Origin of the sequence: Chryseobacterium sp. MEBOG06 (assembly GCF_021869765.1) — a bacterium.
Classification (GTDB): Bacteria; Bacteroidota; Bacteroidia; order Flavobacteriales; family Weeksellaceae; genus Chryseobacterium.
In genome coordinates this window covers 4,906,945-4,929,058 of record NZ_CP084580.1, presented here as the reverse complement: position 1 = coordinate 4,929,058, position 22,114 = coordinate 4,906,945, and the positions used below count along the sequence as shown (strand labels likewise).

The window sequence follows — 22,114 nt, the reverse complement described above, 5'->3', positions numbered from 1 at the left end:
ATTAAAAACAACGAAGCAATGTTCAGAACAAAACAGAATTCTACAGTTGGATTACCCCTTTTGGTGGTAAGGCTTCGCGGTTTGGTACATTCTTAGAATAATAGTACAATACAATATCAAAACCCGAAGTCGTAAAGATTTCGGGTTTTTTATTGCGCAATATTTCAAACTTCAAGTTTCCCCGAAATCTTTTTTAGTGTCACATAAGGACAAAAACAGGATGAGGTATGTCCTCAAAGCCGTTGGCGTCTATTATTAATCCATTCAACTAGTATTTTAGTTGATTAAAGTTGTGTGAGGTAAGATAAGCTAACTTCTAATATCTCACATCTAACTTCTCTTAACAATGGAAAATGATAATCTTCTGTCTTCCCGCTTGAGAAGCGTAAGAAGCAGAAAAAGAACAAGTAGAAAAGATGTAGAAAAACAGATCAGAAAAAAGTATAAACGTAGTAAAGAGCTTTGGAATATAAGAAGAAACATTCCATTGATTCCTTTAGATAAACCCTATCAGAGAGGTTTTGTAAGATTCTTTGTGGTAAGGGAAGATGTCATGAGAACTAAAGACGGAGATTTTTTTGACGGAATTCTGAAGAAAATCAATATTTACATGTATTCTGAAAGCAGGCAGTTTCTCAAAAAGAAAAGAAAATTCGGACGAAGAATATATGTAGAAAGAGAGCAAAAGCTTAGCAGAATTTCTTCTTACTCTTGGAATGATCCGAAGTTAGGGCTTACACCAAGGGAAAGACAGTATTTTTTGAAACTTGAAGAATATTGGCCTGTAAGAAAGAGATACGATACTTACTACGAATTCATCGAGCCATGGAGGTTTATCCTGAGAATAAGACCCAATATGATTACCCACTACAAGCCTGTGGACTTTGAACTAGAAAAAGAATATGCAGAGCTTGAATCCTATCTGGGACAACATAAAGTGTCAGGAATTATTCATAAAACAATGCATGGAAAACCCAATCCATGGAAGATGAAATACAAATCTGATAAAACGGGAAGTACAAAATACTTTCACTACAAAATGTCTGCAACAGCGATTGCAGAAAACTTACAGGACTTATAGGTCCAACTGTTATTTAAAACAAAAACAATGGGAAATTTAAAACTAAAAGGAAAAGATATATTAAAATTGGGCTATCCAAATAACCAAAGCGTCAATGTAGCTTTGGAGGTCATGAAAAGGAATTTTGCAACCAAAAATATTCATCATGTAAAATCTATTTTAAAAGAAATCCTTGCGAATCCTGAGAATTTTGAAAAAGATTTAACCTTCGGGCAAATTGCAGAGACCTTATTATCCTCCAAAAAAACTGAAAAAAGAATGCTCAATTCACAACGGGCTTCTTTCCAGATCTTTGGCAGTAATATTTCAGAAGAAGCAAAAAATCAGTTGTACACTGGCTTAAAGCTTCCAATATCTACTCAGGGAGCATTAATGCCTGACGCTCACAGTGGCTACGGACTTCCGATAGGAGGAGTACTTGCTGTAGAAAACGCAGTGATCCCTTACGGAGTAGGAATGGATATTGGCTGTAGAATGAGCCTCAGTATTTTGGATACCCCGGTTTCATATCTTGAAGGTGCAAGAGATAAATATGAAAAAGCTCTTGCTGAACATACAAAATTCGGAATGTATGAAGTCCATAAGTCTCATATAGATCATGAGATTTTTGAGAGAGATACATTCGATATGATCCCTATTCTCAGAAGATTAAAAGGCAAAGCCATCAAGCAGATGGGCTCCTCAGGCGGTGGAAATCACTTTGTGGAATTCGGAGAAGTGGAAATTACAGAAGTAGATGACCAGATTGGATTGCCGAAAGGTAAATACCTGGGAATTCTCTCACACAGCGGCTCCAGAGGGCTGGGAGCAGAAATTGCCCAATACTATTCAAGAATGGCTACAGAACAATGCCCGCTGCCAAAAGAAGCTCAGAACTTTGCCTGGCTGGACCTGAGTACACACCTCGGACTGGAATACTGGACTGCCATGAATCTCGCCGGAGATTATGCTTCAGCCTGTCATGATGATATTCACAGAAGACTGGTAAAGGCTGTTGGGGGGAGAGTAAAAGCCAGAATAGAAAATCATCACAACTTTGCCTGGAAGGAAATTCACAGCGGAAAAGAAGTGATCGTTCACCGTAAAGGAGCTACTCCTGCCAATGAAAATGAATTGGGAATGATTCCGGGATCTATGTCCGCAAAAGGATTTATTGTACGTGGAAAAGGAAACCCGGATTCTCTGAATTCAGCGTCGCATGGAGCGGGAAGAGCTTACTCTCGTGGAGAATGCAGGAATCTTTTCACGCAGCACGATATTAAGAAAGAGCTGAAGCTGAAGAATGTCACATTAATGGGTGGAAATGCAGAAGAAGCACCAATGGCCTATAAAGACATTAATGAAGTGATGAATGCACAAAGTGAATTGGTAGACATCCTGGGAACATTCCAGCCAAGAATCGTAAGAATGGATCGATAGTCAGAATGATAAACCTTATAGGTTCTTTTAAGCCTGTAAGGTTTATTAAGATTTAGCAAAAATTAAAAAAAATGGGAGCACCGCATAACATAAAAAGATACGGAGAACTCTGGCCGGAATTCAGAATCCGGTTGGGGCTCGAAATTTTAGAACAATTAAAAGATAAAGTTATTATATCAGGTGGTTGGGCATGGCATTTCATGTCAGAAAGTGGACATATAGAATATAAACATGCTCATGATCATAAGGATATTGATGTTTTTGTAAAAAAGGAAAACGTTGCAGAGGTTGTTGTGATCCTTTATCAGGAAGGATTTCAGAAAGTCTGGACCCGCTATGACCATCTGGCAAGTGAGGAAAACTTTCGTAGGTATGAGAAAACGGTAGAACAGGAAAATGATAAATTCTACAGGATTACAATAGATTTCTTTGAAAGAAATGATCTTGAGACAATCAAAGCAAATGGTTTTACTGTTGTGAAACCTGATGTTTTACTGTCATTTTACCGGAATATTCATTCCAGTGATAAATGCTGGGCTGTGATGGCAGCAACAGAATTATTAAACAAGGGAATAGATCCTCTAGGACATCCTTTATTAAGCAAAATGCCAAACTAACAATGGAAAAATTAATACAGATCACTTCAGGAAGAGGGCCTTTAGAATGTCAATGGGTGACAGCCAAAGTTCTAAAGACCTTTCTTGAAGAGGCAAAACAAAATAAAATAGAATACGAAATCATTCACCGTGAAAGTGGGGATGAAAATTTGACACTGAAATCAGTTACTGTTCTTTTAAAAGGTGATGAAGTAACAGAATTCTTAAAAAACTGGATTGGAAGTATTTGCTGGATAGGCAAAAGTACATTCCGTAAACTCCATAAAAGAAGCAATTGGTTTATTGGAGTTTTTGAACTGGAAAATAATAAAAAAATTGATTTTAATGAAAAAGATATACAGTTCCAGACAGTCAGAAGCCAGGGAAGCGGTGGTCAGAATGTAAACAAAGTGAATACAGCCGTTCGTGCCACCCATATCCCAAGCGGACAATCCGTTTTTGTGCAGGATTCACGTTCCCAGCTCGAAAATAAAAAGCTATCCATTATCAGATTAAAAGAAAAAGTAATGGCAGTCTATATTCAGCAGTTGGAAAAGAATATGCAGGAAACATGGAATCATCATTTTCGGGTACAGCGCGGAAATGCTGTCCGCACATTTTCCGGAACAGACTTTAAAAGAAACCATGAAGACAGGTCATTCAAAAAACGAAGAAATGCCCTGAAAAATGAATTAAAAAATTACAGAAATGACCTTAACTAAAAGCAAATATTATTTTGAAGCTTTGGATAATTACCCATACAGTCTGCCGGATTGTCTGGAAGCATTAAATTATGCCTTGTCGTATGATCCTGAAGATACAGACAGCCTTTGTCTGATGGGAAGAATATATAGTGAAATGCTTATAGACTATGAAAAAGCTAAACTCTATTTTCAAGAGGCAATGCAGTGTAATATGGCTAACCTGAATACTCCTCAATACTATATTAAATGTCTTTTGGATAATGAAGATTTAGAAGAAGCTGAAAAGCTGATTGAATATTCTCTGGGAATAAAAGGGATTGACCGATGCAGAATTCTTACCCACCATTCTTTACTGTTTGAAATCAGATTAGATTATAAAAAAGCATTAGAGCCCTTAAAAAAAGCTAAGACTTTTGCTTATGATCAGGAAATGCTAGATTTTCTAAAAAACAGAGAAAAATTTGTCAAAGAAAAAATGCCTAAGAAAAAGAAAAAAAGGAATAAAAAGAAGAAGGAGGCTAAATAGTCTCCTTTTTTTGGGGGATGTAGTACAATTTTTGACCTAAGGATAATTATAAAAAACGCCACGAATACACAAATCATTTGATTCATGTATTCGTGGCTAAAAAAAATAAAAACATCTTTTTATTTTTTATTCACAGAGATCAGATAATCATAAACCATTTGATGCTGGTCATCATTGAGCTTGGCTTTAGGAGCCATTCTGCTTAATGTATTGATCCACCCCTGGTTATCATGCTTTGTAGGCTCTGGTAATTTGTGGCATTTTGCACATGAATTTTCAAAAATGGTTTTTCCCTGAGCCAACTGTTCAGATGAGGTATACTTTGGCCCTGTTACGGCCGTACTCTTTGGCCCGCAGGACACCAGAAAAGCTGATGTTGCAATGCCGCTTAAGATTAATTTTTTCATACCCATATTTTTGTTGTTGATGGTTTATTTCTGTACAGAAACGATATAATCATAAACCCACTTATGCTGGTCATCATTAAGTTTTGCCTTTGGAGCCATAGCATTCATAATACCAACCCATTGTACAGGATTGTGTGAAGCAGGATCCGGCAGTTTGTGACATCTTCCACAAGAACTTTCAAAAATAGTTTTTCCCTGAGCGATTTGTTCCACCGTAGAAGTCGAAGTTCCTGCAGTAGCAGCAGACGTTGAAGCTTTCGGCGTACAGGATACTAACAAGATGGCAGTAAATGATGCCGCAGCGATGATTTTTTTCATGTTTCTAAATTTTGCTATATAACAAATGTAATAAATTCCTTAAGCCTTTGGTATAGGGGATTCTAGTTTTAATTTAGAAGAAATAAAATTTAATTAATTATAAATAATGCAATATTGATAGAAAATTAGGGTCTTTTATCATTTCATTAACGGGTGCTATTGACCGTTCCCATTTTAATGATTACTTTTGAATCAATGAAATTTTCTACAGAAGAGCTAATAGAAGGAATACAATCAGGTAACAAACGCCTGATTGCAAAAGCTATTACACTAGTTGAAAGTAAAAAAGCGGAGCATAGAGTGCAGGCGGAAGAACTGCTAAAGAAGATCATGCCCTTTACCGGAAATTCTGTTCGAGTTGGCGTAACCGGAGTTCCCGGGGCAGGAAAATCTACTTTTATAGAAAGCTTTGGAAGACTGGCTATTGCTGAAGGGAAAAAAGTTGCAGTGCTGGCGATTGATCCGAGCTCTTCCATCAATAAAGGCAGTATTTTAGGAGATAAAACCAGAATGGAAGAACTTGCAAAAGAAGAAAATGCTTTCATACGCCCTTCTCCGAGCTCCGGATTTTTAGGAGGGGTTGCCAATACGACCTTCGAAACCATGATGATCTGTGAAGCCGCGGGATATGATTATATTTTAATTGAAACAGTTGGGGTAGGGCAGTCAGAAGTTCTTGTGGCAGATATTACCGATGTTTTTCTTTTCCTTAAAATTATTGGAGGTGGAGATGAACTTCAGGGAATAAAGAGAGGAATCATGGAGATGGTGGATCTTATTTTTATCAACAAAGTAGATCAGGACAACCTTCAGAAAGCAAAAAATACAAGATTGGAGCTTAAAAGAGCCCTGGATTTTATTCCCCCTAAAGAAAAAGAATGGAAGATCCCCGTTTTACTGGGTTCAGCGTTACATAATGAGGGCCTGAAGGATATCTACGATAAAATCTTCGAATTTATTGAGCTCAAAAAGAAAAGTGGACGCTTTGAAGAAGTCCGTATTCATCAGGCTGAAAAACGTTTTGAATATTGGGTACAGGAATACATACTGTCTTTAATGAAAAAAAACAACGAAGTGGAAGAGGCTTATATGATGCATAAAAAAAATGCTTCAGAGATGGTTTCGAATCCAAGCACTGAAGCAAAATTATTTGTTGAAAAGTTTTTATCAGATAAAACCAAAAGTTAGAGTTTTTCTTTTTCCGGCTTATCTTCACTTTTTGCAATATATCCGTCGTAGGAAATTGGCTGTCTGTCATTACTTCTCATAGACACGTAAGCTTTCCCGTTTTTATAAACCTCAATAATAATTTCATCAACATTCTTTACATCATTAGGTTTAATTCTTAGGATCCACTTTCCTTTTTTGTTTTGGGATTTGGTAACAGTGAAATCTTTCGAAGTAAATCTGTAGCTATTATTCGTAGTATTTGCATACGTTGCATTGTATAATCTTCCAAAATATGGAAGTGCCACATCTAAGTTGTTTTTACTTACATCAATGGTATAACTTCCATCCAGGTTCAGCATTCTTGTTGCTGTTGCATTCGGCATTGAAGTCATGACGTTAAGGACGTCATAGTTGGTAGGGTTCGCTCTCTGTGCATAGAAGGTAAATTCCTGAGAATCTACTAGAGCGTTCACTGCTTTTGGATCTACTGAGCCTTGAGAAGCGCAGTTCTGAAAAAAGAACAGAAATCCAAAAACCATCAAAAGAGGAATATACTTTTTCATGATTGAGATAATTATTAAGTTTAAACAGCAAAATGTATGCAAATATATTCTTTATTGGATATTTTGGAATAAAAATTGTTAAAGTTGAGGTATTAACACTCAAACTATGAAAGTTACACATCTATTAGGAATAGGAGCCATTGCTCTGTCGGCCGTTTCCTGTACTACAAACCCGATTACGGGTAGGTCCTCTTTACAGCTGGCTAACAATTCAGAAATTTTAACAATGTCTGCACAGGAATATAAAACGACATTGTCTAAAGGTAAGGTGATTACCGGTACCGCAGATGCAAAAAGAGTGGGAAATGTAGGAAACAGAATTAAAAGTGCAGCAGAAAGATATTATCAGAATATTGGAAGATCAGCTGATCTCGCCAATTATAACTGGGAATTCAATCTTTTGCAAAGCAACGAACTGAATGCATGGTGTATGCCCGGAGGTAAAGTAGCGGTGTATACCGGTATATTACCTGTTACAAAAGATGATAACGGTCTTGCAGTAGTATTGGGACACGAAGTATCCCATGCATTGGCAGGCCATGGAAATGAGAGAATTTCCCAGGCTATGATGGCTCAGTATGGTGGTGCTCTTCTTGGAGGAGCTATTTCAAATGCACAATGGGCAAGTATTTTCCAGAAAGCCTATCCAATAGGTTCACAAGTTGCTTTATTGAAATATGGAAGAAGTCAGGAGTCAGAAGCTGATGAAATGGGACTTTATCTTATGTCTATGGCAGGATATGACCCTAGAGCAGCGATCCCTTTCTGGAACAGAATGGAAGCGGCGTCCTCAGGAGCAAGACAGCCGGAATTCCTGTCTACCCACCCGAATCCGGAAACAAGAATTTCAGATATAAATAAAGATCTTCCGAAAGCTTTGGAATACTATAAGGCTGCGGGAGGAAAAATATAATTAGAATTTTAATCTTGAGTAGGGCCTTATTAAATTTTTAGTAAATTTGGTAAGGCTTTTTAATGTAACCACCTAAACACAATATTATGAAGAGTTTATCAATTACCGGATTTATACTTTTGGCTGTTTCTGCCTTACTTTTCTATCTGACCACAGATTTTGCTGTAGAACAAATTAAAATTTCCCACATCATGGGCATGATGGCAGGAGTTGGGATTGGTCTTATTATCGGCGGAATGGTAGGCTATCTGAGTAAAGGGAGCGCCATAAAAGAAGAGCAGAGGAAAAAAGAATTCAAACAGCTTCAGAAAGAAAAAGAAGAATTGGAAAAACAGGCTGCAGATATTGCAAAACGTCAGGCTGAGATTGAAAATCAAAATAAAAACCCTCAGATCTAGATCTCAGGGTTTTAAGTTGTTATTTTCGATTGTTGATTAAAATTTATATCCCAGTCCCACCATAAACAGGTTGGGTCTGTTGTCATATCTGATTTCCGAACCGGAAACTCTGTTGATGAAGTTTCTTTCGTCCTTACTAAAGGCTCCTTCGTATCTTGCATTTAGAATAAGCTTTTTAATTTCAAGCTGTGCCCCAAACTGGTATCCTACAGTGAAATTATTTTTAGCATTTTCTTTAAAGTCATTATAGGTATTGTCTTTGTTTAAATTAAAACTTCCAACCGGACCTACAAAAACACCAAGCATATTCCCTAAAAGATTATATCCCAGAAGTACCGGAACATCTATACGGTTACTTTTAACATCAAATGTAGTGTTCTCTGTGGTAAACTCATTTTTGAAATGAGTATAATAAATTTCCGGCATCACAAATAAAGAAGTAGGAAGACCTACTTTTAATGAAAGTCCTACATTGAACCCTACATTATTTTTACCTGATCCATTAACGGCATCATTGACTGTTCCTTTGATGTTTGACCATGAAGGCGAACCCGTAGGAAATATTAAATTAGCCTTACCTGCCAGTGAGATCTGTGCTGAAGCCCACATTGAAAAACCTATTAACGCTATACTAAGTATCTTTTTCATTATCATCTATTTTTGTAATTGAATTTTCAATCGTTTTATTATTCTCGAGTAAATACTCTCGCAGCTCTTTAAACAGTTCTGAAGAATAAACGAAATCAATAAGATTTTTATTGCCTGCAGTAATCAAAATGTCCTTGTTACCTTCCCATTCCTTGATTCCCAGTCTCAGGTATACAATTTTCTCGCCAATTGTCATCACAGAATTCATATCGTGAGTATTGATGATCGTTGTTGTATTGTATTCTTTTGTGATTTCATATAAAAGATCATCAATGACCTTAGATGTATAAGGATCTAGTCCGGAATTGGGTTCATCACAGAATAAATATTTGGGATAGTTGACAATAGCCCTTGCGATGGCAACCCTTTTTTGCATTCCTCCTGAGATTTCAGATGGATATTTTTTATCAGCTTTATCAAGATGTACTCTTCCTATAACCTCAAAAACCCTTTTTTTCTTTTCTCTATAGGTAAGATTCGTAAACATATCCAACGGAAACATGATGTTTTCTTCCACTGTTAAGGAATCAAATAAAGCACTCCCCTGAAATACCGTTCCGATTTCTGAGCGAAGATGCTGTTTTTCATCCCTGGTCATGGTATTCACATTCCTGCCGTCAAACAGGATTTCTCCGGATGATGGCATATAGACGTTCAATAAACTTTTAAGAAAAACCGTTTTCCCCGAGCCACTCTGTCCAATGATTAAGTTTACTTTTCCTTTATCAAATGAAGTCGAAATTCCCTTAAGTACTTCAACATCACCAAAACTTTTCTTAAGATCTTTTACCTCAATCATTAGCTTAATATTAATTGGGTTAAAATTAATTCGGAAATGATAATAAATACCATTGTCCATACCACGGCCTGTGTACTCGCTCTACCTACTTCCAGTGATCCTCCTTTTACAAAATATCCGAAATAAGAAGGGACTGTTGCAATGATGAATGCAAACACTGTGGTTTTGGTAAATGCATAGTATATAAATAAATTAGGCATATACATCTGGATACCGGTGATATAGTCATTGGTAGTCCAGTTCCCGGTTAATATTCCTGCAATATAGCCTCCCCCGATACCAAATACAATACTGATTGCAATAAGAAGAGGGTTGAATAACATACAGGCGATAATTTTTGGAAATATCAGAAAGTTGGGTGAGTTTACCCCCATGATATCCAGCGCATCAATCTGTTCGGAAACTCTCATTGTTCCAATACTTGATGCAATATAAGATCCTACTTTACCCGCTAAAATTAAACTGATAATGGTAGGCGCAAACTCCAGTACAAGTACAGCCTTCGTAGCATATCCTACAAATGAAGGAGGAATAGGAAACGAAGATGCATCAAAGTTGTTGAACATCTGAATGGCGACTACTGCCCCCACAAAGATAGAAGTGAAGACAACAAGTCCGAAAGAATTTACTCCCAAATCATTAATTTCTCTCATGAACAGCTTCCAAAAAACCTTCATTTTCTGAGGTTTCTGCAGGGATTTCCCTAAGAGGATCATGTATTCCCCTACTGCTGTGAAAAACTTTTTTAACATACTGCTAAATTAGACTTTTTTATTTAATTAGGCTAGAGTTGAAGGTAAGACTGATGTATAGAAAAATGTTAAAATTATCTACGGCTTAATCTGCATTTTATTTTGCATTTTTATCACCTGCAATGACCAGTAAAACGGTTTTTAAAATAATAACGAGATCGAGAACAAAACTCCAGTTTCTTACGTAAAAGGCATCCGCCAAAACTCTTTTTTTCATTTCTACATCCACATCTCCAAAATCTCCACGAAGTCCGCTTACCTGTGCCAGTCCCGTAATGCCGGGGCTTACCATACTTCTTAAACTGTATCTTCCGATTTTCGGTTTGTAATAATTATCAACAGCCAGCATATGGGGGCGTGGTCCTACAACAGACATTTCTCCCTTTAATACATTTATGAACTGAGGAAGCTCATCAAGGCTGGTCTTTCTTAAGAATTTGCCTATTTTAGTTATTCTGGAATCATTTTCTGAGGTAGTTTTGATAGCCGATTCTTCATTTACAACCATGGTTCGAAATTTAAAACAGCTGAAGACTTCTTCATGAAAGCCATATCTTTTCTGTAAAAAGAAAACAGGACCTTTAGAGGTTGTTTTGATTAATAGGGCAATAATTGGGAAAACCCAGGAGCAGATGAAGACCAATACAAAAATGGAGAAAAAGATATCAAATGTCCTTTTCATCAGGAAGTTAGAATAATAATCCAGCGGATATCTTGCCTGACTGAGAACGGGCTGAGTCTGTATATATCCAAGGTCATAAAGGAAAAAGTCACTTTGAGTGATACTCGGTATCAGTGAAATATGAACTTTATTGTCCTCTGCGAGTTTGAATATTTCAGTTTCCGTTTTTTCATCATATGAATTTTCTGTAGATAAAAATAGGGTATGAATCCCATTTTTTTTCCAGAAACTGACTAATTCGCTGGTTCTGATTTCTGAATTTTCGTATTCAAATATCCGGTATCCATAATCTTTACGGTCTTTAAAAATGTTTCTAAGGATCTCTGTAGAATCATTATTCTCCAGAAACATTACATTTCTATGGTTGATCCCCAGAGAACGCAAATACTTAATGGCGAAATAGATCAATGATTTTTCCAGAAAAATAAAAGCAAAAAGATAAAAGGAGAGCCAGTAAATATCTGAATTGAAAAAGACATTATTACTTACCTTTCCTATAAGCAGTACACCCAGTATAAAAAACAGGAAGTGAATTAAAAGGCGTTCCAGAAACAGGGTATACGTGAGATTCCTTGGGATATTGTATATTTTTGTCCTACCGCTTAGCAGCACCCAGAACAAAAACAATAAAATCAAGGAAAAAGCATTCTGGTACCAGGTTTCTTTGTGATATTTTAAACTTTCGTTTCTGCTTATAAAAAAGAATATAAAGATAGATGCAATAACCATGAGGTCAAGCAAAATGATGATCGATTTCACGTATCTAGAGTATCGAATTCTCTGCATCTAACGGTATTATAGCGGATGTGGCCCGCTAATTTACACTTTTTTATGGGATATTCAGATATTTATGAGTCTGAACTGAAGCCTGCCACTCCGGATGCTCAAGAATGAAGTCTGTAATCTTAGGATACATTTCATTCCTTTTGCTCCATTCACTTTGAAGATAAAGCTTACAGTTTTCAGAAACTTTTGCTGCCTGTTCCTGTGCAAATGTAAAATCATGCTGATTGAAAATAATCATTTTCAACTCATTAGCTTTCTGATAAATTTCTTCTTTAGGAAGCCCTGTTTTCTTGGGTGAAAGAGTGATCCAATCCAGTTGTCCGCTCATAGGATAAGCTCCTGAAGTTTCGATATGCACAGTACACCCCAGTTCTTTTAATTTGGATGTAAGGATATTCAGGTTCCACATCAAAGGTTCTCCTCCTGTCAGAACAATTGTTTTACAGTGGCTGGCTGCTGTTTGCGCTATTTCTTCTGCATTCATAAGAGGATGAAGCTCAGGATCCCAGCTTTCTTTTACATCACACCAGTGGCATCCAACATCACAGCCTCCTAGTCTAATAAAATAGGCGGCTTTTCCAGTATGTGCTCCTTCTCCCTGTAAAGTGTAAAAATGCTCCATTACAGGGAGCATTTTACCTTCTTTTAATAAAATATCTTCTTCTTTATTCATTTTTAAATTAGTCGTTATAGACCGAAGTTTTGTAAGCAATGATGGTGTTTTTCATCAACATTGCTCTTGTCATTGGGCCTACTCCTCCAGGTACCGGTGTAATCCAGCTTGCTTTAGCGGCACAGCTTTCAAAATCCACGTCGCCGGCAAGGTAATATCCTTTTGGAGAATCGTTATCTACTCTTGTGATCCCTACGTCAACAATTACAGCTCCTTCCTTGATCATTTCTCCTTTTAAGAAATGAGGATCACCTAAAGCTGTAATAACGATGTCTGCCTTTTTAGTGTATTCTTCGATGTCTTTTGTATATGAGTGTGTAAGAGTTACGGTAGAGTTTCCTGGGAAATCTTTTCTTCCCATAAGAATACTCATCGGTCTTCCTACGATTTTACTTCTTCCGATGATTACGCAGTCTTTTCCTTTGGTTTCAATATTGTATCTTTCCAATAATGTTAAGATTCCGAAAGGAGTAGCCGGTAAGAAGGTGTCCATCTCTAATGCCATTTTTCCGAAGTTTTCAGGGTGGAACCCATCAACATCCTTTCTTGGATCAATTGCGTTAATGATTTTCTCCTGGTCAATCTGATCTGGTAAAGGTAACTGAACGATAAATCCGTCAACAGCTTTCGATTTATTTAGTTCGTCAATTTTTTCCAATAATTCAGATTCTGCAACAGTACTGGGGAATTTGATTAAGCTGGATTGAAATCCTACTTCCTCACAATCTTTCACTTTAGCATTTACATAAGCCTTGCTAGCTCCGTTGTTTCCAACAAGAATTGCTACCAGATGTGGTGCTCTCCTTTTGCTTGCAATGATTTTTTCCACCTCAACCTTGATCTCCGCTTTTATTTCTTTGGATACTTTAAGTCCGTCAAGAATTTCTGCCATTTTACTTTTATTACTTTATTAGATTTATTTTTACTTTTTACTACTTAAATTCTTTATAGTAACTGATCAATCCATTAGTAGAACTGTCATGAGAATTGATAGCCTCATCATTTTCAAGTTCAGGAAGAATTTTGTTGGCTAATACTTTACCTAATTCCACACCAAACTGATCAAAACTGAAAATGTTCCAGATGACACCCTGTACAAAGATTTTGTGCTCATACATGGCGATTAATTGTCCTAGTGAAAAAGGAGTTAATTCTTTGAATAATATGGAGTTGGTAGGAGTGTTTCCGTGGAAGATTTTGAAATTGATCAATCTGTCTATTTCTTCGTCAGATTTTCCTGCACCTCTAAGTTCTTCTTCAACTTCCTCTTCCAGCTTTCCGAAGGCAAGAGCTTCAGTCTGAGCGAAAAAGTTCGCTAACAATATATCCTGATGATCAGAAACTTTGTTAGGGCTTTTTGCATACGCAATAAAATCTGCTGGGATCAATTCCGTACCTTGGTGGATCAATTGGTAGAAAGCGTGCTGACCGTTTGTACCAGGCTCTCCCCAGATAATTGGTCCTGTTTCATATTCTACGAATTCACCGTTTCTGTCTACACATTTTCCATTGCTTTCCATATCTCCCTGCTGAAGATAAGCAGCAAATCTGTCCAGATACTGAGAGTAAGGTAAGATTGCATAAGTTGTTGCTGCGTAGAAATTACGATACCAGATTCCAAGAAGTCCCATTAATACAGGAACATTTTCAGAGAAATCTGCAGTCTGGAAGTGTTGGTCAGTATCAAAAGCTCCTTTCAAAAGCTGTTCGAAGTTTTCATATCCTACGGAAAGAACAATGCTTAATCCGATAGCACTCCAAAGTGAATATCTTCCGCCTACCCAGTCCCAGAATTCGAAAATGTTCTCTTCTGCGATTCCGAACTGTTTAACAGCTTCAATATTAGTGGATAAAGCTACAAAGTGCTTTGCTACATCTTCCTGTTTTCCAGCTTTAAGGAACCAGTCTTTTGCAGAATTTGCATTGGTCATCGTTTCCTGAGTAGTAAACGTTTTAGAAGCAATGATGAATAGAGTAGTTTCCGGATTTAAGTTTTTAACAACTTCTGCAATATGATTTCCGTCCACATTGGAAACAAAGTGAACATCCAGTCTTGTTTTAAAATGTTTTAATGCAGAGCAAACCATCACAGGTCCTAAGTCTGAACCTCCGATACCGATGTTGACAACATCAGTGATCGCTTTACCGCTAAAACCTTTATGTTCTCCTGAAATGATTTTTTCAGAAAACGTTTTCATATGTTCAAGAACATTCTTGATCTGTGGTTTGATATTTTCACCATCTACAAGAATCTCACGATCTGAAAAATCCCTCAATGCTGTATGCAAAACTGCTCTTCCTTCTGTTTCATTGATCTTGTCTCCGGAAAACATTCTGGTGATAGAATCCTTCAACTGGCATTCTTCAGCCAGTTGTAATAAAAGTTCCTTCGTTCTGGAATCAATTAAGTTTTTAGAATAATCAAAAAGATAATTGTCTTTTTGTAAAGAGAACTCTTCAAAGCGGGTTGGATTATATTGGAACAGACTTCTCAGGTCAAAGTCATTTCCGGCAAAATGTTCATCAAGAGCTTTCCAGCTGTTAGTTTGTATAGGATTTATTTTTGATAGCATATTTCAGGAATTTATAGTGTTCAGAAAACCATGTATCGGATCATAATACCTAAAAATCCATAATGATTTATTTCTGATTGGCAAATTTAAGGAAAAATAAAACCTCAGATAAATTTGAGGAGTATAAATAACAATTTTTTAAAAAACAAAGCCCCAGAAATGTTCTGAGGTTCATTTTTTATGTTTATAAAAGATACTTTAAATATTATTCATCCATTTCATTTAAGATGGTTTCCAATTGCTTGGCCTGATGTCCATAGATATATTTTGTCCATGAAACTATACTTGCCACTAATAAAAGCGTTCCCATCAAAACAGCAATTATTAAAAAGAACTGATTTGAGTTGGACAGGCCATGGCCTTTCTTTTCCAAAATATTATAGATAAACAATCCAATAGTGATAAGGAAGTGAGGCAGTAATAAAAAGCCAAATGACTGATATCTTTCCATATTTAATCTAAGCTCGTGATAGATTTTCCAAAGACTGTTCTTGGTATTTCCAGTATAAAGTTCAGTTTGTCTGTAGAATTTATAAAATCCAAACAGATAATAGGAGGATATTACAATCATCATTGTATAGGATATATAGTAGATAATGTACTGTGAAACTGGAAATCCAAACTGAAGCGGGAAGAATCCCATAAGGATGATGGCAAGAATCTGCATTGGAAATTCTTTTTTCATGCTTTTTTGAATTTTTTCTATAGGATGTTTGCTCTCCTTTAATTGTTTTATGCTATCAGGAATAGTGACGTTACTGTCTTCATTATTCCATTGTTCTTTTAATTGGTCAAAGTTCATGGCCTGATTTTTTTATGATTTGCTGTATTTTTTCTTTTGTTCTGTTGAGTTTTACACGGGTGTTTCCTTCACTGAGCCCGAGGTTGTTTCCAATCTCTTTATGAGACATCCCTTCCATGAAATAAAATATAACGGCTTTCTCTAAAGAATTCAACTGCTGGACTGCATTGTAAAAGATTTCCAGTTGCTTATCTTTTGCAGGATTATAATCTTCTTGCTGAACTTCAAAATGATGAGCAGTATCTGTATGATTATTGGTTCTCTGCTTTTCTTTTTTTAAAAAAGTAATAGCAGTATTGATTGCCACACGATACATCCAGGTGGAAAACTCACTATTCCCTTTGAAAGTCTGGTAGGATTTCCAGAGTTGGATAAGAATTTCCTGCTGAAGGTCTTCCCGGTCCTCTATAGAATCGGCATAGATGCGGGAGGCTTTGTATAAAATGCCTTTATGCTGGTTGACAAGCTGTAAAAAAGCAGTTTCAGTTGAATTACTCACAATAGTTTCATGGTTTGATTACTATTATAGACCAGAGACAGGTTTTACCGTATAGCCTTTAGACTGTAGAAGAGGGATAATTCCGTTTTCACCCATTAGATGTGAACCGCCTACTGCAAAGAAAGAACTTTTATCTTTCATTATTTCCGGCATTATTTTTACCCAGTTTTTATTTCTGTTGGTGAGCATCGCCTTTTCCTGCCGGGCATTCATAAATCTTTCATCCTTGAAAAGAGTGTATAGTGATTGTGTATTTTCATTTTTAAAAGCTTCTATCATCTGTCTGAATAAAATTTCATATTCCTTACCCATTTTTAGCTGTGAGATAGTGCTCCTCAGATCATAAGCTTCGTTGATGGATTTCATCTGCTCCTCTACCTTTTCCAGCCCTTTAATGTTCTTTTTATCTTTCATTGCCTTTTTCAGAAGTTCCATTTCATAGAGTTTTATTTCAGTCTGAGGACATGGGGTTGCTTTGGCCGCAAGAAGAGCATAAAGAGCCTGAGGGCTTGAAGTGTCTATGCTTTCAAGGGTAGTTCCGTAATCGGTTAGAATGTTATCCAGTTCTTTCGCTTCATTTGGAGAAAGCTGATCAGAGATTTTCTTATCAGTCTGATACATTTTCTGTAGTGTTGCCATCTCGACGGGATCTGTATAATTAACTTCCATTACAAAGTTATCTGATTTTTCAAGGGCTTTGAGTACTTTAGATTTGATCTCAAAATCTTTACTGCATAAGATATGAAAAGTTCCGGTAATATAAGATGGCTTAGAAAGACCATTGCCGGTAACCTCCCAAAGCAGACTGTTACTGTTGGGAGTCTCCTTACTCTGTGCTGTTGCAGTTATGGAAGAACTCATTGATAATAATGCTGCGAACCCAAGTTTTACTAAATTTTTCATACTATTATTTTTTTTGATTTTTAAGTTATTTTAAACAGTATGTAAAACAAGAGTTATATTCGTTACAGTTTTTTTTGAAAAAAATAAAAACCTCCCGGAAAAGGAGGTTGTAACATCTGAAATTACGATGATAACCAATTGGTTAGGTTTTTTTATTCTTGAATTTTTGGCTGTTCAGGTTTTGAAACTCTTCTTTTTCTTAGGAAATAGATCATGGCAGCTGCAATTAATAGGATTGGCCAGATGTTGATAAGAACCACTATGATTTTCTGGATCAAGTAGAATCCATAGACAAAGCCATCCTTTGCGTCATAAATGAAATTGTATTTATATTTATTATCAATGCTTGTCGTGTTGGTAACAGCAATTTCTGCAATACGCAATTGAGGTTCTTTGATGTAAATCTGAATGGTGCTGTATTTGAGATCGTCTGTCATATTCATACTTGATAGCTTTTGAAGATTCCCTTCAGACATATTCTCATCGTGTAAGATTACTTTATCCTTATTGGTTTTAAGCTTGCTGATATTTTCAGAGGTTTTTTGATTTCTTTTCCCTTCAAGTTCCGAATATTTGATATTGGCAGTCACATCTTTCGCATTAATAGATCTGGAATTAAGAAATAATTTGTTCGTATTGATTGCTGTTAAAAGTTCACCTAGTTTTTCAGTCGGAATACGCACCTGCATTGTATTTTCTGTCTGAAATTTTTTAACCAGCATAGCTTCTTCATTAGAAGTGTTGTAGGTGTTTTCAGAAACCACATTGCTTTGAAGATTGCTGTTGGTAACAAATCCTCCAAGCTCCTGAACCGATTTTTCAATAGCGATGGTTGCATTGTACACATCTTTTACTTCCATATTGACATCCGCAGTCTTGATGAACTGTTTGTCTTTTACTTTCATATCTGCGACAGATGAGATGCTGTCTGATATAACTGCCGTTGCTGAATCTGTAGTAGCATAGGCTTCAAGATCTTTAGAAGAAACTTCGCCTTTTTTACATGAATATATGCCTAATAAAAGAACAGCAGATAGAGATAATTTAATGTAAGTGGTTTTCATAGCGTTTATTTTTAATGTTTTTGCTTGGGTCAAAGTTCAGTCAGGATCTTTTGTAACGCTTGAAAATCAAAAGTAAAAAAAATGTAAATGGAATATTGTAATTTAATCGATTGTGGTTGAGTGTTTTGTAAAATAATAATGCTGTTTTCTGGTTATTTTCGGAGCAGTTTTTGCTTGTATTTTACAAACCCAATTACAATATATTAATATGTCGAATACCTTTTCCAAAATCAGAAACGCAATAGAATTATTTAGATCCATAGATTTTGATCAGCTGAGTTCCATTTCTAACAAAGTAGATTTACCAAAACTGATGCAGAATTTTTCTAAACTGGATGATAAGCAGCTTTCCGGTATTATGAAAATGCTTGATCCGGAAAAGAAAAAGAAAGAACTCCCGCCTATTGATGGTGATTTTTATGATATTTACCATACCCTTAGTCCCGAACAGAGAGAGATTCAGCTTAAGGTAAGAGATTTTATGGAGAAAGAAGTGAAACCCTTGGTCAATCATTACTGGCTGAGAGATGAATTTCCTTTTGAATTGATCCCTAAATTTCAGAAGCTTAATATCTGCGGAGTGACCTATGAAGGCTATGGCTGTCCGGGTATGCCTTTTCTGATGGAAGGTGTTATCGCAATGGAAATGGCAAGAATAGATGCCTCTATCGCTACATTTTTTGGCGTGCAATCTGGATTGGCAATGGGTTCTATTTACATCTGTGGTTCAGAAGAACAAAAACAAAAGTGGCTTCCACAGATGCAGAAATTTGAAAAAATTGGAGCTTTCGGTCTTACAGAGCCTGAAGTAGGTTCAGGAGCCGCAGGTGGTCTTACAGTAACCTGTAAAAAAACAGAAGACGGCTGGGTACTTAATGGTCAGAAAAAATGGATTGGTAATGCAACTTTTGCTGATCTTATCATTATTTGGGCAAGAGATTTAGACAGTGGGGAAGTGAAAGGTTTTATTGTGGAAAAAGATAATCCCGGATATTCGGTAGAGAAAATCAAAGGGAAAATGGCCTTGAGGATTGTCCAGAATGGATTGATAACGTTAAAAGACTGTATTGTAAGGGAAGAAAACCGTTTGCAGAATGCCAATTCCTTTAAAGATACTGGTAAAGTTCTTCGAATGACCCGGGCTGGAGTAGCCTGGATGGCTACAGGGTGTGCAAGGGGAGCTTACGAAAGTGCGCTGGATTATACCAGAAAAAGAAAACAATTTGGAAGACCTATTGCTTCTTTTCAAATGATTCAGGGGCATTTGGTAGAAATGTTATCTAACCTTACAGCAATGCAGACCATGGTTTTTAGACTATCTGAAATGCAGGATGAAGGAATTTTAAAAGATGAACATGCTTCTCTGGCTAAAGTTTTCTGTACCTTAAGAACACGAGATATCGTTTCCAGAGCAAGAGAAGTGCTGGGTGGAAACGGAATTTTGCTGGAATATGATGTAGCCCGTTTTGTAGCCGATGCCGAAGCCATTTATTCTTATGAAGGGACAAAAGAAATAAACTCGCTCATCGTAGGACGATCGATTACAGGATTCAGTGCTTTTGTGTAGGGAACAGGTAACAGATATTAAGTTTCAGTTTGTAGGTACTACAAACTGAAACTTAATATCTGAAGCCTTATGAAACTAAATGCTTGTATTTTTCTTTGTTGTCAAGAATGATCCAAAGATTGATCAGGAACATCAACCCGGCGATGCTCATTCCCATTGGAGATTTATCCATTGTGAAAACGTGGGTAACAATTCCTACCATGACAGGTAAAATAACAATGGCTCCTAAGGCTCTTGTTTTTGGGAAAATGAATAATAATCCGCCAATGACTTCTACAATACCCACTAAAGGCATTAACCAACTGATTTCTCCAAAAGCAGAGAAAAGTTTCATTTGCTCTGGAGTAGGTTTCTCCATTGGCATATAATTAAAAAACTTGTTTAAACCGGCATTAATAAACATAAGCCCGAAAAGTAAGCATAAAATGAATTTTACTATTTTCATGATTGATGATTTTATATCAAATGTAAAGTAAAAATGGGATATGAATGTTGAATTCAAATTTTAAATATATAATTTATTGTTAATGTTAGGTTAATGGGGTGTTTTGTATAATTTTATTTTTCTATATTCGGGAAGCAAACTAAACTAATAAATTATTATGTTGAAAAATCTTAAAAAATTAGATCGCTCAAATTTAAGAGAGATTCAGGGCGGAGTAGGTATTGGACTATGCGATATTGGTCCTGAAGGATGTCCATGTAAAATCCCACCAGGTCACCCATGCTTGGGCGGCGGCGGAGGCGTAGAGCCGGGAGGACCAGATATGGGATATTGTCCTGATACTCAATCTTACATTCCGTGTACACAAACTTGTGCAAATGGGATGAGTCCATATTGTGCACTGCCATAACTGGCATAATAAATAGTAAAAAAGACTGTCTTGAAAAAGACAGTCTTTTTTATTTAAAAATTGGAAATGATTTTTTTGAGTAATCAATTATCAATTGTACATATATTATTCAATCCTTAATCCATTTCTTTCAAGGTAATATTTTTGGATATCTTGTAGCTCTTTTTCTTTTTATTGGGTTTTTGTTCTTCACCCAGCAATTTTCCCCACGGTTTCAGGCCATCCACTCTTTCGCAGATAATTTTTATAATTGCAATGGCCGGAATACAAAGGAACATTCCTGCAATTCCCCAAAGATGCTCTCCTAAAAGAATTCCAAGAAAAGAAAATAATGCATTGATCTTTACTTTTGAGCCTACGACAAATGGAAGTACAATATTTCCGTCAACAGCGTGTACCGCAATATATCCCATTGCTACATAAATACAGGTTGACGGGCTGGATGTTGCAAATGCTATAAAACAGGAAATGAGAAGTGAAATAAAAATTCCCAAATATGGAATTACATTTAATAGTCCGGTAAGTACGGCCAAAAGAATAGCATATTTTACACCTAACACGGTAAGAAGAATAGTCGTAAGGGTAGAGACAATAATAACCTGAAGAAAAAGTCCGAAAATATATTTCTTGGTCATAAGTCGGATCTCAGTTACAGCTTCCTGTACGTTTGCTTTATGTCTTTCATTAAAAACAGTGACGATAAAGCCGTTCAGAAGTCTTCTGTAATTTAAGATAAAGATAAAAAACAGAGTGAAAAATATAATAAATCCAAATCCGGTTGAAAAAATTCCAAATGTAAAGCCTAAAATAGCTCCCGAAGAAGACAGAAGTTTATTTACTCCCTGGTTAATGTAGTCTACCTGTTCATCCACCTTTACGTTGAACTTTTTAGAAACCCAGTGCTGAAGGCTGTCAAATACAGTGGTAAACTGCTCTTTGAGATGAGGGAGATCTTTACTGAAATCCGATAATTGTGAACTGAAGAAATAAATCAGTCCGCCTAATATGATCAGCATAATGAAGACCGAGGTCATCGTGGATATGGATCTTGGAAACCTTAGTTTTCTTTCCATAAAAGTTGCTGCCGGTAAAAAAAGCATAGCCATAAGGAATGCAAGGAAAAACGGAGCCAAAATACTCTGTCCTAGCGCCAGAAGATAGCCAAGTCCAATAATGGAAATAACGACGAGCGTAAGCTTGACAAGAAAAGGAAGTCTGAGGAAATTCATAATTTATAATCTGCAGTATGGAATAAAAATAAGAAAAACCCAACGAAATAAAGCACTTTTTATTAAAACTGTTTGGATTTTTCTTTCAACACTCCAAATTTCATTCCATACAACGAATTGAAGGAGGCTTAAAAACAGAAACACGCCCTGGTAATCAGAACGTGTTTCTTTATTGAGAAGTTGATATG

The 22,114-nt window shown here is 36.4% G+C and carries 26 protein-coding genes; 10 read left to right on the top strand and 16 right to left on the bottom strand.

Features of this window, described 5'->3' with window-relative positions; translation table 11 throughout:
• Positions 1-346: 346 nt before the first annotated feature.
• The 5 genes from LF887_RS22490 (at position 347) to LF887_RS22470 (ending at position 4,326) form a co-directional block, all read left to right on the top strand.
• Entirely contained in the window at positions 347-1,081 is a 735-nt protein-coding gene (locus tag LF887_RS22490; RefSeq protein ID WP_236856480.1) for a hypothetical protein, read from the top strand.
• Between the two features lie 27 nt (positions 1,082-1,108).
• A complete protein-coding gene (locus LF887_RS22485; protein WP_236856479.1) occupies positions 1,109-2,500 on the top strand; it encodes an RtcB family protein in 1,392 nt (463 codons plus the stop codon).
• 71 nt (positions 2,501-2,571) lie between these two features.
• The gene (locus tag LF887_RS22480; protein WP_236856478.1) at positions 2,572-3,117 is read left to right on the top strand and encodes a hypothetical protein; all 546 of its coding nucleotides are present in this window, start codon (positions 2,572-2,574) and stop codon (positions 3,115-3,117) included.
• Positions 3,118-3,119: 2 nt separating this feature from the next.
• Entirely contained in the window at positions 3,120-3,818 is a 699-nt protein-coding gene (gene prfH, locus LF887_RS22475; protein ID WP_236856477.1) for a peptide chain release factor H, read from the top strand.
• Positions 3,805-4,326, top strand: coding sequence for a hypothetical protein (locus tag LF887_RS22470; protein ID WP_236856476.1), 522 nt, complete (start codon positions 3,805-3,807; stop codon positions 4,324-4,326). Before prfH ends, LF887_RS22470 begins: the two co-directional genes overlap by 14 nt.
• A gap of 119 nt (positions 4,327-4,445) precedes the next feature.
• Here the strand turns inward: LF887_RS22470 and LF887_RS22465 are convergent, their stop codons facing one another.
• Complete coding sequence (locus LF887_RS22465) at positions 4,446-4,733, bottom strand: c-type cytochrome (protein ID WP_236856475.1); 288 nt, start codon at positions 4,731-4,733, stop codon at positions 4,446-4,448.
• Between the two features lie 24 nt (positions 4,734-4,757).
• Positions 4,758-5,051, bottom strand: a complete 294-nt coding sequence (locus tag LF887_RS22460) for a c-type cytochrome (RefSeq protein WP_236856474.1) — start codon at positions 5,049-5,051, stop codon at positions 4,758-4,760.
• Positions 5,052-5,246: 195 nt separating this feature from the next.
• Here LF887_RS22460 and meaB point away from each other — a divergent pair, with 195 nt between their 5' ends.
• A complete protein-coding gene (meaB, locus tag LF887_RS22455; protein ID WP_236856473.1) occupies positions 5,247-6,239 on the top strand; it encodes a methylmalonyl Co-A mutase-associated GTPase MeaB in 993 nt (330 codons plus the stop codon).
• Here the strand turns inward: meaB and LF887_RS22450 are convergent.
• Positions 6,236-6,784 (bottom strand): DUF4251 domain-containing protein, encoded by a 549-nt coding sequence (locus LF887_RS22450; RefSeq protein WP_236856472.1) that lies wholly within the window; start codon positions 6,782-6,784, stop codon positions 6,236-6,238. The two genes, meaB and LF887_RS22450, sit on opposite strands and share 4 nt — an antisense overlap.
• A 106-nt stretch (positions 6,785-6,890) precedes the next feature.
• Between LF887_RS22450 and LF887_RS22445 the strand changes: the two genes are divergently transcribed.
• On the top strand, positions 6,891-7,697 hold the full coding sequence (locus tag LF887_RS22445; RefSeq protein ID WP_236856471.1) for a M48 family metallopeptidase: 807 nt from the start codon (positions 6,891-6,893) through the stop codon (positions 7,695-7,697).
• A gap of 86 nt (positions 7,698-7,783) precedes the next feature.
• Positions 7,784-8,095 carry a hypothetical protein gene (locus LF887_RS22440; RefSeq protein ID WP_236856470.1) on the top strand — a complete coding sequence of 104 codons (312 nt, stop codon included), beginning with the start codon at positions 7,784-7,786 and terminating at the stop codon, positions 8,093-8,095.
• A gap of 36 nt (positions 8,096-8,131) precedes the next feature.
• On the opposite strand, the gene LF887_RS22435 is transcribed toward LF887_RS22440, so the two are convergent.
• The 11 genes from LF887_RS22435 to LF887_RS22385 form a co-directional block, all read right to left on the bottom strand.
• Positions 8,132-8,743, bottom strand: coding sequence for an outer membrane beta-barrel protein (locus tag LF887_RS22435; RefSeq protein ID WP_236856469.1), 612 nt, complete (start codon positions 8,741-8,743; stop codon positions 8,132-8,134).
• Positions 8,727-9,542, bottom strand: a complete 816-nt coding sequence (locus LF887_RS22430; RefSeq protein WP_236856468.1) for an ABC transporter ATP-binding protein — start codon at positions 9,540-9,542, stop codon at positions 8,727-8,729. Before LF887_RS22430 ends, LF887_RS22435 begins: the two co-directional genes overlap by 17 nt.
• Entirely contained in the window at positions 9,542-10,294 is a 753-nt protein-coding gene (locus LF887_RS22425) for an MlaE family ABC transporter permease (RefSeq protein WP_236856467.1), read from the bottom strand. Before LF887_RS22425 ends, LF887_RS22430 begins: the two co-directional genes overlap by 1 nt.
• A gap of 97 nt (positions 10,295-10,391) precedes the next feature.
• Positions 10,392-11,762: an exopolysaccharide biosynthesis polyprenyl glycosylphosphotransferase gene (locus LF887_RS22420; protein ID WP_236856466.1), complete on the bottom strand. Its 1,371-nt coding sequence runs from the start codon at positions 11,760-11,762 to the stop codon at positions 10,392-10,394.
• 43 nt (positions 11,763-11,805) lie between these two features.
• The gene (locus LF887_RS22415) at positions 11,806-12,435 is read right to left on the bottom strand and encodes a 7-carboxy-7-deazaguanine synthase QueE (RefSeq protein WP_236856465.1); all 630 of its coding nucleotides are present in this window, start codon (positions 12,433-12,435) and stop codon (positions 11,806-11,808) included.
• A gap of 7 nt (positions 12,436-12,442) precedes the next feature.
• Positions 12,443-13,327 (bottom strand): bifunctional 5,10-methylenetetrahydrofolate dehydrogenase/5,10-methenyltetrahydrofolate cyclohydrolase, encoded by an 885-nt coding sequence (locus tag LF887_RS22410; RefSeq protein ID WP_236856464.1) that lies wholly within the window; start codon positions 13,325-13,327, stop codon positions 12,443-12,445.
• Between the two features lie 40 nt (positions 13,328-13,367).
• Positions 13,368-15,008, bottom strand: a complete 1,641-nt coding sequence (pgi, locus tag LF887_RS22405; RefSeq protein ID WP_236856463.1) for a glucose-6-phosphate isomerase — start codon at positions 15,006-15,008, stop codon at positions 13,368-13,370.
• Between the two features lie 205 nt (positions 15,009-15,213).
• The gene (locus LF887_RS22400; protein WP_236856462.1) at positions 15,214-15,810 is read right to left on the bottom strand and encodes a hypothetical protein; all 597 of its coding nucleotides are present in this window, start codon (positions 15,808-15,810) and stop codon (positions 15,214-15,216) included.
• The gene (locus LF887_RS22395) at positions 15,800-16,309 is read right to left on the bottom strand and encodes an RNA polymerase sigma factor (protein ID WP_236856461.1); all 510 of its coding nucleotides are present in this window, start codon (positions 16,307-16,309) and stop codon (positions 15,800-15,802) included. Before LF887_RS22395 ends, LF887_RS22400 begins: the two co-directional genes overlap by 11 nt.
• A gap of 24 nt (positions 16,310-16,333) precedes the next feature.
• A complete protein-coding gene (locus tag LF887_RS22390) occupies positions 16,334-17,212 on the bottom strand; it encodes a TraB/GumN family protein (protein WP_236856460.1) in 879 nt (292 codons plus the stop codon).
• A 152-nt stretch (positions 17,213-17,364) separates the two neighbouring features.
• Positions 17,365-18,276, bottom strand: coding sequence for a DUF4349 domain-containing protein (locus LF887_RS22385; protein WP_236856459.1), 912 nt, complete (start codon positions 18,274-18,276; stop codon positions 17,365-17,367).
• A 208-nt stretch (positions 18,277-18,484) separates the two neighbouring features.
• On the opposite strand from LF887_RS22385, the gene LF887_RS22380 reads away from it, so the two are divergent.
• A complete protein-coding gene (locus LF887_RS22380) occupies positions 18,485-19,843 on the top strand; it encodes an acyl-CoA dehydrogenase family protein (RefSeq protein WP_236856458.1) in 1,359 nt (452 codons plus the stop codon).
• Between the two features lie 67 nt (positions 19,844-19,910).
• Here the strand turns inward: LF887_RS22380 and LF887_RS22375 are convergent, their stop codons facing one another.
• Positions 19,911-20,288 carry a DoxX family protein gene (locus LF887_RS22375; RefSeq protein WP_236856457.1) on the bottom strand — a complete coding sequence of 126 codons (378 nt, stop codon included), beginning with the start codon at positions 20,286-20,288 and terminating at the stop codon, positions 19,911-19,913.
• A gap of 157 nt (positions 20,289-20,445) precedes the next feature.
• On the opposite strand from LF887_RS22375, the gene LF887_RS24485 reads away from it, so the two are divergent.
• Entirely contained in the window at positions 20,446-20,697 is a 252-nt protein-coding gene (locus tag LF887_RS24485; RefSeq protein ID WP_410680522.1) for a bacteriocin-like protein, read from the top strand.
• Positions 20,698-20,813: 116 nt separating this feature from the next.
• Here the strand turns inward: LF887_RS24485 and LF887_RS22370 are convergent, their stop codons facing one another.
• Entirely contained in the window at positions 20,814-21,926 is a 1,113-nt protein-coding gene (locus LF887_RS22370) for an AI-2E family transporter (RefSeq protein WP_236856456.1), read from the bottom strand.
• Positions 21,927-22,114: the final 188 nt, after the last annotated feature.